The 10,682-nt window shown below is 61.1% G+C and carries 11 protein-coding genes; 6 read left to right on the forward strand and 5 right to left on the reverse strand.

What is annotated here, in order from left to right:
* The 3 genes from NKI54_RS35650 to NKI54_RS36685 form a co-directional block, all read left to right on the forward strand.
* Positions 1 to 1,051: thioesterase domain-containing protein (locus NKI54_RS35650; RefSeq protein ID WP_352694511.1), on the forward strand; the 1,051-nt coding region annotated here is incomplete at its 5' end.
* 225 nt (positions 1,052 to 1,276) lie between these two features.
* A complete protein-coding gene (locus NKI54_RS35655) occupies positions 1,277 to 1,903 on the forward strand; it encodes a 4'-phosphopantetheinyl transferase family protein (protein WP_352694513.1) in 627 nt (208 codons plus the stop codon).
* A gap of 123 nt (positions 1,904 to 2,026) precedes the next feature.
* The gene (locus NKI54_RS36685) at positions 2,027 to 2,746 is read left to right on the forward strand and encodes an IS6 family transposase (RefSeq protein WP_502898319.1); all 720 of its coding nucleotides are present in this window, start codon (positions 2,027 to 2,029) and stop codon (positions 2,744 to 2,746) included.
* A 370-nt stretch (positions 2,747 to 3,116) separates the two neighbouring features.
* Here the strand turns inward: NKI54_RS36685 and NKI54_RS35670 are convergent, their stop codons facing one another.
* Positions 3,117 to 3,335 (reverse strand): hypothetical protein, encoded by a 219-nt coding sequence (locus NKI54_RS35670; protein WP_352694515.1) that lies wholly within the window; start codon positions 3,333 to 3,335, stop codon positions 3,117 to 3,119.
* Positions 3,336 to 3,391: 56 nt separating this feature from the next.
* Here NKI54_RS35670 and NKI54_RS35675 point away from each other — a divergent pair, with 56 nt between their 5' ends.
* The 3 genes from NKI54_RS35675 to NKI54_RS35685 all read left to right on the forward strand — a co-directional run bounded on the left by NKI54_RS35675 (position 3,392) and on the right by NKI54_RS35685 (position 5,476).
* Positions 3,392 to 3,670 carry a hypothetical protein gene (locus NKI54_RS35675; protein ID WP_352496372.1) on the forward strand — a complete coding sequence of 93 codons (279 nt, stop codon included), beginning with the start codon at positions 3,392 to 3,394 and terminating at the stop codon, positions 3,668 to 3,670.
* Between the two features lie 278 nt (positions 3,671 to 3,948).
* Positions 3,949 to 4,377: an insulinase family protein gene (locus tag NKI54_RS35680; RefSeq protein ID WP_352452599.1), complete on the forward strand. Its 429-nt coding sequence runs from the start codon at positions 3,949 to 3,951 to the stop codon at positions 4,375 to 4,377.
* Positions 4,378 to 4,417: 40 nt separating this feature from the next.
* Positions 4,418 to 5,476 (forward strand): class I SAM-dependent methyltransferase, encoded by a 1,059-nt coding sequence (locus tag NKI54_RS35685; RefSeq protein ID WP_352694517.1) that lies wholly within the window; start codon positions 4,418 to 4,420, stop codon positions 5,474 to 5,476.
* 398 nt (positions 5,477 to 5,874) lie between these two features.
* Here NKI54_RS35685 and NKI54_RS35690 read toward each other — a convergent pair whose 3' ends face one another.
* From NKI54_RS35690 to NKI54_RS35705, 4 genes are read right to left on the reverse strand one after another with little or no spacing between them, the layout of a single operon-like run.
* Positions 5,875 to 7,293: an FAD/NAD(P)-binding protein gene (locus NKI54_RS35690; RefSeq protein ID WP_352694519.1), complete on the reverse strand. Its 1,419-nt coding sequence runs from the start codon at positions 7,291 to 7,293 to the stop codon at positions 5,875 to 5,877.
* Positions 7,290 to 8,465 carry an FMNH2-dependent alkanesulfonate monooxygenase gene (gene ssuD, locus NKI54_RS35695; protein ID WP_352694521.1) on the reverse strand — a complete coding sequence of 392 codons (1,176 nt, stop codon included), beginning with the start codon at positions 8,463 to 8,465 and terminating at the stop codon, positions 7,290 to 7,292. Before ssuD ends, NKI54_RS35690 begins: the two co-directional genes overlap by 4 nt.
* Positions 8,466 to 8,497: 32 nt before the next feature.
* Positions 8,498 to 9,745 (reverse strand): SfnB family sulfur acquisition oxidoreductase, encoded by a 1,248-nt coding sequence (locus tag NKI54_RS35700; protein WP_352694523.1) that lies wholly within the window; start codon positions 9,743 to 9,745, stop codon positions 8,498 to 8,500.
* Complete coding sequence (locus NKI54_RS35705) at positions 9,742 to 10,533, reverse strand: ABC transporter ATP-binding protein (RefSeq protein ID WP_352694525.1); 792 nt, start codon at positions 10,531 to 10,533, stop codon at positions 9,742 to 9,744. Before NKI54_RS35705 ends, NKI54_RS35700 begins: the two co-directional genes overlap by 4 nt.
* Between the last annotated feature and the right edge of the window lie 149 nt (positions 10,534 to 10,682).

Genomic DNA, 10,682 nt, shown 5'->3' on the forward strand with positions numbered 1-10,682 from the left:
GACGGCGCTGGCCGAGATATGGGCGGAGCTTCTCGGTGTCGAGCGGGTCGGACGCCACGACAACTTCTTCGAACTGGGCGGCCATTCGCTCCTGGCGGTGCAGTTGCTCAGTCGAGCATTGTATCTTGGGCTGAACTTTAGCGCCGCCGACCTCTTCCAAGCCCCTGTTCTGAAGGAACTTGCATCGAAGAGTCATTTGGAGCCACAGCCCTGTAGTCCGGGCGTGATTTCCGTACAAGCAACCGGATCGCAGCCACCGCTCTTCTTTGTTCCCACAGGCTCGGGCGATTGTTCCTATGTCCTCGGTTTGGCGAACGAAATGGACATAGACTGTCCCATTTACGCTCTACCATGGCCGCCTTTCAATGAGGTTTGTCCACCATCTCTTGAGGCGATGGCCGCGGACATCATCGTGGCGATTAGAGAGATCCAGCCGCAGGGTCCGTATCGCTTCGCTGGATACTCATCAGGCGGAATCTTGGCTTACGCAATCGCCCAGCGCTTGCTGAGTCTCGATGACGCTGTGTCGTTCATCGCTCTCATCGATGTTACGCTACCTGCAAACGTGACAAAGATATCACCCATCCAAATGGTACGAGACGTGGTGCTCGATTCTTTTGAATCCTTAGATGATGAGAGCTTCGAAGTGCTGGAGCAATTTGCTGGACAAAGTTCAATCGCTCAGCTGCTTGAAAAGGGGCAGCAAATTGGGGCAATACCTCTGGATCGTAATCTCGATAACGATGTTTTGATGTATGAAAGGACCGCCCGGTTCCACAAGGCGCTGCAGGCGTACCAAGTCCCAACCCTGCCAATTGAGATACATCAGTTTTGTGCCACCGAGGCTCTCTTCAGTTCTCGGGCACGGCAAGCTAAGAGTTCATTCTGCCCAGAGGCACGTTCGCCTATGCGCGGCTGGGACCGCGTCTTGAGTCCGGAGGCCATTACTGCCGTACCGATTATAGGCGACCACGTGACGATGATAAGTGTTCTGGAAAACCGCAAAGCTCTGGCCCGAGCCATTGTCAACGCCCTTAACCGGGGCTCTTGATCCCTAACGAACCGCTCGGAAGGGGTCTGGCACCCCGACCATGTTCAGTCTCGAGATCCGACAATACACCAAATGTCGGAAAGTCCTGGCTTGGTGATCCAAAGGTAGGAAGCACTTCATATGTGGTCCGCCGCCACTGCTGATCGACGACCAAGTCGGGCTAAATGCAACGCGCAGCTACATTGACTGAGCATCTCATTGGAAAAGCTCATAGGAACCAGATAAATGGAGATTATCACGATTGATCAACAGAACATCCTCGTCGGCATTCGTCCAATAGAGCCGGCTGACGAATCGACCTTGTACGCTTCCGAAGTTACGTCTACGGGACGCGCTGTTCCCAAAGTCCGCCGCCAGAGCGGTGCTGCAAGAGTAATTGCCCGAACACTTCTTGGGCAACTGGGATTCCCACCACTGCCGATCTTAAAGACGCGCTCTGGTGTTCCGATCTGGCCAGCCGGCATGGTCGGATCTTTGGCTCACCACGATACAGTAGCAGCCGCCGCCATTGCAGGGACGAAGAGGATTGCAGCGCTCGGCATCGACATTGAACCTAATGAACCTCTGCCGGAGAACTTGATCGAATTGATTGCTACCCCTAACGAGCAACGCATGTACGATCTACGCCTGCTTCAACGGCGGGACCTCTTCGTTTTGAAGGAGGCTGTATATAAAGCCTATTTTCCACTGTACAATGATTTTCTTGAATTCCAGGACGTGGAAATTGATCTCCCTGCGCGATTAGGATACGTGCCAAAGAAAGATTGCACATTTTCGCTCGAGTTACTTGTTTCCAACAATGTAATTGGGTTGGCGTATTCATGGCCGACTGCGGTGACCTTGCCCCGCTGATCTAGTCCGGTTGACGTTCGTTCTGGCCCATCGAGAGGACCAGGACATGAAACGGTTCTGTCGCAAACTTTTCGGAAAGGTCATTTGCTGCATGACGCTTGCTCTTTTTTCCGGGAGTTTGTCATGTTCAAAGGCCGCCATTTTGATCGATCCGTGATCCTGCTGTGCGTTCGCTGGTATCTTGCCTACAATCTCAGCCTGCGCGATCTGGAAGAGATGATGGCCGAGCGCGGCATTCACGTCGACCATTCCACTGTCCACCGCTGGGTCGTGCATTTTTCGCCTCTGCTGCTTGAACGCTTCAACCGGAGAAAACGTCCGGTCACCGGCAAGTGGCACGTTGATGAAACTTATGTCCGGGTGCGTGGTCGCTGGATGTATCTCTACCGCGCCGTCGACAGCGTGGGCGATACGGTCGAATTCTTTTTCAGCGAAAACCGTGACCTGCCGGCGGCCAAAAGCTTCTTACGGAAAGCTTCGGCACGAAGCATCGCCAGGCTCATGACGCTGGCGCGTAACGACCTGTCCAAATCGGACGCTGTACTGATCGCGGCAATCGACCTCGTCACCGCGCGAACGCTGATCGACGACTTTCAGCAGATGATCCGATCAAAGGCCGTCGCAAAACTGGACACGTGGCTGGACGGCGCGAAGGCAAGCCTCGTCGGCTCCTTTGCAAACGGGGTCGAAAAGGACATCGCCGCAGTCCGCAACGCCATTATCTCTCCGTGGTCGAATGGCCAGACCGAAGGCCAGATCACCAAGCTCAAACTCATCAAGCGGCAAACGTACGGCCGCGCCAAGATTGATCTGCTCCAGGCGCGCCTCGTCGGTGCAACTTAGGCTGTGGCCGCAGCGAGAGTGCGTCAGAGCCGAACGAGGACCCCGTTTAAGGGGTGATTTTCGTCCAAACGGTTCGAATGGGCGGTCGTCCGCCAGCAACTTCTCCTTGCTAAGTGATCCGGCATCCTCGAAGGCCTCGCGCCAGTTCGAGGCGCATTCATGTCCCCCTCCGCAGCAGCACGCGCAAGCATCGTCGCAAGCCCCGAGCCGCTTCGCGTTCGGCGCTGTCCAATTTCCGACAATGTCGGATACGCAACCTAGCAGAGTCAGATCTACCAGACTGCGTATAAATGGTTTTCTCATTTGGCACGGTACATGCACGATCATCCGCAAACACGTGACCGACCAAAGAAGACGTCGCATGATCACCTCACCAAAACATACCGCCGCCGCGGAACAAATCACTTCGCCCCGAACCTTGCTTATCGTCCATCCCGTCACCACAACCGGAGCCATCCGCTTCGTCTTCGACGGCGGCACCGCGCAGGACTCTGCTGGCAAGGAGGGACTGGCCAATTTGATGACTGGCCTGTTCGACGAGGGCGCCGGCGATCTCGACAGCGATGCCTTCCAGGTGACGGTTGACCATGCCGGGGCCGAGATGAGCTTCGACGCGCGCGCGACGGCATTTATGGCTAGATGCGCATGCTGTCCGAACGGAAGGACGCCGCCTTCGATCTGCTCAGGCTCGCGGCTAACAGCCCCCGCTTCGACCAGGAGCCGGTCGACCGTATCCGCGCCAACATTCTCGCCAGCATCATCGCCAATGAGCGCGACCCCCACGCGATCGCCGAGCTTGCATGGCGGCGCAGAATCTACGGCACGCATCCTTATTCGAGGCCGGCCGAGGGGCACCAAGGAGAGACTCGCCGGCATAACGCCGGCCGATCTAGGCACCCTCCACAAGGCCGCTTTCGCCCGTGACGGGCTGCACGTCGCGGTCGTCGGCGACATTGATGCCAAAGGCCTGAGTGAAAGGCTCCACGAGGTGGTCGGCGATTTGCCTCAGAAGCAGGCGATCGCCCCGGTGGCCGATGTCGCCCCGAGCTCGGCCGGCGTAATTGGTCGCCTACGACCCGCCGCAGACTTCGCTGCAGCTGGTTTTTCCCGGCATCGGACGCAGCGACCCGGAATTCTAAGCCGCACAGCTGATAAGCAAAATACTCAGAGGCTTGCCATTTACCTCGCGTCTGTTCCAGGAAGTGCGCGAAAAGCGCGGCCTTGCGTACGGTATCCATTCCAGCCTGAAAGACCACCAGCATTCCAATGCGCTTGTCGTGACCACGGCGACGCGCGCCGACAGGGCGGCCGAGACGCTCGGGCTGATACGCCACGTGATCAGGGAGTTGGCGGAAACAGGGCCGACAGAGGCCGAGCTAAAAGCGAGCAAGAAATATCTGATCGGCACCTATGCTACCAACAATCTGGATTCCTCCAGTTCGATTGCAGCCACGCTTGTCGGGTCTTGGCATCGGCTACACCAGTGCCGCGCCGCCCTCATCGATCGACCAAGTCGAGGCAGCGGCGAAGAAGCTGCTTTCGGCCGAACCCGCCATTATGGTGGTCGGCCCGCGCGTGGACGCCAAAGGATGGGCCCGGGCTCCAATTTCGCCATTCTTCTCCCCTTGTGAGGCTTTTACTGGGAGAGATCGAGCCCAAAGGGAGATTCCGATGTCTGAAGCGAGTCAGGAAAAGTTGGACGCATTCTTGGGGAAAATGGTCGGCGATCTCGGTGCGATCGCTACGGGCGCGGGAGTCTTGCTGGGCGACAGACTCGGCCTGTTCAAGGCATTGCGCGAAGGCGGCAAGATGACGGCCGCCGAACTTTCGACACGCACCGGTACCCAGGAGCGCCTTGTAAGGGAATGGCTGTCCGGGCAGGCGGCGGCGGGCTACGTCGACTACGATGAATCCAACGACCAGTTCTATCTCAACGCCGAGCAGGAGCTGGTGTTCGCCGATGAAAACAGCCCGGCCTTCATGGCTGGCGCATTCGAGTTCCTATCCGCGCTGTGGCTCGACGAAGAAAAGGTGAGGCAGGCATTCCACTCCGGTAAGGGCGTTGCATGGCACGATCATAGCGCGTGTCTGTTTCGCGGTACGGAACGGTTCTTCCGTCCAGGCTATAATGCCAATCTGATCGACTCCTGGCTGCCGGCCCTGGAGGGCGTAGTCGAGAAGCTCGAACGCGGCGTGGATGTCGCGGATGTCGGATGCGGTCATGGCGCATCGACGGTGCTCATGGCACGTGCTTTCCCCAATTCGCACTTCGTCGGCTTCGATTATCACGCCCCTTCGATCGAGCGCGCGCGCAAGGCCGCCGAGGAAGCCGGCGTCGGCGCCAACACGCGCTTCGAGGTCGCGGCCGCCAAGACCTATCCCGGCACCTATGACCTCGTCGCTTTTTTCGATTGCCTTCACGACATGGGCGACCCGGGGGGCGCCGCCACCCATGTCCACGGGTCGCTCAAGCCGGATGGCACGTGGATGATCGTCGAGCCGTTCGCGCATAATCATCTAACGGCGAACCTCAATCCCGTCGGACGCGTTTACTATGCCGCTTCCACGTTCGTGTGCACGCCCGCGTCCCTGTCGCAGGAAGTCGGGCTCGGGCTTGGCGCCCAGGCCGGCGAGGCGCGGCTACGCAAGGTGGTGACCGGCGGCGGCTTCAAGCGATTCCGTCGCGCCACGGAGACGCCGTTCAACATGGTGCTGGAGGCCCGTCCCTAGCGCGGCCGTCGCTAGAAATTGCAGCTCATCCCTTTATGGTGAAGATCGTCGCCAAAATCTGAACTCACAGTTATCGACAAATTTTCAGAGGCGTCACTCCCCCTGACATCCGATTGGAGTTGTTAGAAGCCAACAGTAGTTGAAGGCACACGCAGCCAAGCTCGTCGCCTAGACTAGTTCGGTGCTCTCCGAGAATCCAACTCCGAAGACCGTACTCCGCTCAAACGCGCAGTTTTTCCACCTGAACTTGGGCGACTTCGGCGGCGTCGGCGACAAACGCGAAAAGCGCCAGGAGCGGCACTGCGACCAATGGCCCTTTCATAAACCTCGAATGCGCTTTCAATCTTGGCGATGCGTTCCGTCAGTGTGATCTGAATAGACTCATGCTAATCACAGCTTCACGACGCCTTGCGACGCAACGCCGTTTGGTATCCCAACCATTGGTGAATTTCGGCGCCGATGCGCTCGGCATGTGCGGTGACCTCGGGAATTCCCATCAGTTCGCCGACGCTGCCGCGCGCCAGTGGCCCGCTGATGAAAATGCTGTCGGTCGGGCGCCCGGATGTGCCGACCGCACGGCCTTGGCGGTCGGTCTCCAAACCAAGACCAATCGGGTCGAGCCGGACCAATCCCATCCTCTCGAGCGCCGCAATCGCCGTGTTGGTCCGCAAGATATCGGCGTGCGCCGGTCCGGTCGTCACGATCACACTGTCGAAAGCCTCGACAACGAGGCCGGTTTGGCCACGCAGCCGCTGCCCGACGCGAATGCATCCGTCGACCTGTTCGGCGCCGACAATCGATGCGGCGCGATAGGCAAGCCTGCCCTCGGCAACGCGGCGATCGAGCACGGCCGCGATCTGTGGCGCGATGCGGAAGCGATGCACATCCCACAGCGCACGAAGATGACGCACCACGCGGCGCTGCTCGGCTAGCGGCAACGCCTGCCAGATGGCCTGTCCCTGACGCCTGACGGCATCGAGCACCGGCTGCCAGTCTTCGCCCTGACGCTTGGCATCAAGGATCGTGGCCCGGATGCGCCGGAACAGTGCCGCCGCGCTGCGTGAAGGCAGGGTCGTGAAATCGCCGATCGGATCGCCACGCGAGGCTGCATGGCTGCGCGAGCGGTAGCCATGGCGCGAAAGTGCTGTGATGCTGCCACGATGCCCCTTGCGGTCGAGGGTCGCGATCACGTCCGCGGACGTCAGTCCGGTGCCGACGACCAGGACATGGTCATTGCGGCTGATCGCTTCCAAGCTCTCGAGGTCATAGGGATTGGCCACCAGCCCAGCTATGCCAGCCACGGACTGCATGGCCAACGGCAAGGCCGGCGGCGGATGAGTCGTTGCGACAACCAATGCATCGGCCGCAAGCGTTCCGCCGTCGGCAAGGATGAGGCGATATGCGTCGCCGTTACGCTCGACCGACGCGACGGCGGATCGGACGTGCCGAATCATCTTGCTTTGCAAAAATGGCTGAAGGTGGGATTCGACATAACGGCCGAAAACGCGACGCTGTGGATAGGCCGCGCCGTTGGTAGTGATCGCCTCGGCGTCATTCAGAACGGCGCCGGTCTGCTCCAGCCAGTCGGCAAAGTGGCTGTCCTGGCCGGAGATCAGAGTCATTCTCGACGCCGGCACATTGATACGATGTGCCGGATCGGCCGTGGAATAAGCCAGACCATAGCCGAGCCCCTCGCGGGGCTCGACGACGACGATATCGGATGCACCGGCCGGGAGCAGTCGCGCCAGATGAAACGCAGTCGCCGCACCTGAAAAGCCGCCGCCGACAATCGCTATGATCGGTCCGCTGGCGCTCAAGACTGGCTCGCGCGCAGCGCCGACGGGCGATGGTCGCCGGCCACGGTTTCGCCGAAGGGGCCCATGTTGACGGCCGTCGGCCGCGTTGAGATCTCGTGATCGAGTGGCAACTGCGGCAACACAAGTTCGCCGAAGCGATAGGCTTCCTCCAGATGCGGGTAACCGGACAGGATGAATGTATCGATGCCTATGCGCCGGTATTCATCGATCCGTTCCGCCACCGTAGCCGCATCGCCGACCAGTGCGGTGCCCGCACCGCCGCGCACCAGGCCGACGCCAGCCCACAGGTTCGGGCTGATTTCCAGCTTGTCGCGGCGGCCGCCATGCAACCGGCTCATACGCGACTGGCCAACCGAGTCCATGCGCGCGAACACCTTCTGCGCCTCGGCGATCGTCTTGTCGTCCAGACGGCTGATCAGCCGATCGGCATCGGCCCAGGCTTCGTCATTGGTTTCACGGACGATGACATGCAATCGGATGCCAAAGCTCACCGCGCGTCCCGCCTTCTCGGCAAGGCCGCGCACATGGTCGACCTTTGCGGCGACATCGACCGGTGGTTCGCCCCAGGTCAGATATTTGTCGATCTGCTCGGCGGCGACCGCATTCGCTGCCTCCGACGAACCACCGAAATAGAGCGGCGGATGCGGCGTCTGCACAGGCGGGAACAGCAGCCTTCCGTCCTCGATGCGGAAGTGCTTGCCTTCGAAGGCAATGGTCTCGCCGCTGAGCACGGCCTTGTAGATATCGAGAAACTCCCGCGTCACCTCATAGCGCTCGTCATGGCTGAGGAAGATGCCGTCGCCCTTGTTCTCGACCGGGTCGCCGCCGGTGACGACGTTGATGAGCAGGCGCCCGCCCGAAATGCGGTCGAGCGTTGAGGTCATCCGCGCCGCGAGCGTCGGCGACTGCAGCCCGGGACGGACGGCAACAAGAAAGCGCAACCGCTGCGTCAGCGGCGCCAGCGCCGACGCCACCACCCAGCTGTCTTCGCAACTGCGCCCGGTCGGCAGCAACGCGCCGTAGTAGCCGATGGCGTCGGCCGCCTTGGCGACCTGGGTGAGGTAGGGCAAGTCGACCGCCCTGCCCCCCTCGGAGGTGCCGAGATAGCGGCTGTCGCCATGGGTCGGGAGAAACCACAGGATCTTGATCCGGTCGGGGATGGCATTGCTCATGAATAGTCCTCTATGACTTGACGGCGTCTCGCTCAGCTCCAGGCATGGAACGGCGGATTGACGTCGTTCAGGTAGTAGTTGCCGAGGATCGCGTATTTCCAGCGCACCGGATCGTGCAGCGTGTGGGTGCGGGCGTTGCGCCAATGCCGGTCGAGATTGTGCTCGGCCAGTGTGGATCGCGTGCCGGCGAGTTCGAACAGTTTGTTGGTGGCGTTGATGGCGATCTCGGTGGTGAGGATCTTGGATTCGGCAACCGCGATCTGCGCTTCCGCGACGGTCTTATCGTTGGGGTCGAGCACAGCGCGGTCGACCGCCAGCCCGGCCTTGTCCAGAACGGCCTGCGCCGCATTGGCCCGCAGGCGAAGGTCGCCGATAGCCTGGATCGTATAGGGATCCTGCCAGGCATGATCGACGCCGCTGTCGATCCACGCACGCGACTTGGTGCGCACGAAGTTGACGGTTTCGTCGATCGCTGCTTTGGCGATGCCGAGATCGACCGCGGCCTGGATGATCTGGAAGATGGCGCCGTCGGCCGTCGGCCGGTCATAGCCCTTGTAGCCGGGGACCAGATGCGTCTTCGGCACTTTCACATTGTCCAGCAGGACTGTGCCGGACAGCGTCGTCTTCTGGCCGAAGCTCGACCAGTCGTCGATGACCGTCAGTCCGGGCGCGCCGCGATCGGCGATGGCATACCAGGCCCGGCCCTCGTCATCGAGCGCCACGATCGGCACCAGATGGGCGAGCAGCGCGCCGCTCGAATAGAATTTCTGGCCATTGACCACGACGTGGTCGCCGGCGTCGACGAATTTGGTCTCGAAGTCGGCCGCCCGCTTGGAGCCGAATTCCGAGAACGCGTTGCCGAACCGCGTGCCGGACAGAACTTCGGCGAAGAGCAACTGCTTCTGGGCCTCGTCAGAGACGGTGCGGATGGCGGCGACCACGCCGAGATGGTTCTGCGGAATCTGGCCGAGCGACGGATCGGCCGCCGAGATGATGGTGATCACCTTTGACAGCGTCACATAGGAGAGTTCCGGTCCGCCATAGGCCTTCGGCACGTTGATCGACCACAGGCCGCTCTGCGAAAACGCATCGAGCTCTTCCTTCGGCCAGATGCGCTCGCGGTCCCGCCTGGAGGCGTCCTTGGCGAAGTCTGCGGCCAGTTTTTCCGCCACAGCGATCGCCTCGGCGTCGGTCTTGATGACATGCGCTCTGGCCGACGGACGCTCGACCGGGGGGACGGCGCTGCGGATATCGGACGGCTGCTTCGATTGGATGGTCATGCTGCGGTCTCCTGGGGAAAATGTTGCGATGGAAGCGGCGTGCCGCCGAGATAGTAGGTCTTGATGTCGTCGCGCTGGCGCAGGTCGGCGGCCGACCCTTCCAGAACGCTCTTTCCGTTTTCGAGCACGGTGGCGCGGTCGGCATATTTCAGCGCCACTGCCGAATTCTGCTCGGCGACAAGGATCGAAAGATCTTCGTCCCGATTGAGCCGCTTCAAAGCGCTGAAAATCTCGTCGACGATCAGCGGCGCCAGCCCCATCGAAGGCTCGTCCAGCACGAAGAGTTTCGGCCGCGACATCAGACCGCGGCCGATCGCCGTCATCTGCTGCTCGCCGCCGGAGGTGAGGCCGGACCGGGTTCGCCGCTTCTCGGCTAGCCTGGGGAAAAGCGCATAGACGCGGTCGAGGTCGGCCTTGACGCCGGTGCGGGAGGACGAACGCCCGAGCGCGCCGGTCAGAAGGTTCTCCTCGACCGTCAGCGAGCGGAAGCAGTGTCGGCCCTCGAGGACCTGGACCAGACCCTTGCGGACGAGGTGAGAGGGGCTTGCCCTGGAGACATCCTCGCCGTCGAAAGTGATCCGGCCAGCGGTAACGGTGCCGCGCTCGGCCGGGAGGAGATTGGATACGGCGCGTAGCAGCGTCGTCTTGCCGGCGCCGTTGGAGCCGAGCAGTGCGACGATCTCGCCTTTGCCGACCGACAGGTCGACACCGTGCAGGGCGGCGATGGCGCGGTTGTAGACGGCCTCCACGCGACTGACCGACAGGATCGGATTTTCCGGGCTGGACATCGATGACTCCGCGATAGGCAGGAAATCGCGGCCCGCCCCGGGGGCCGCCGCGGGGTGTTTGGCTTTCAGTTGGGGGCCAGGCGTGGGGGGGGTAGGGCGGGGGGGTGTTTTTTGGCGTTTTGTGGGGTGAAGAGTAGGGCGCCGTATCG

It is taken from the genome of Mesorhizobium sp. M0663, from assembly GCF_040320585.1.
Taxonomy (GTDB): Bacteria; Pseudomonadota; Alphaproteobacteria; order Rhizobiales; family Rhizobiaceae; genus Mesorhizobium.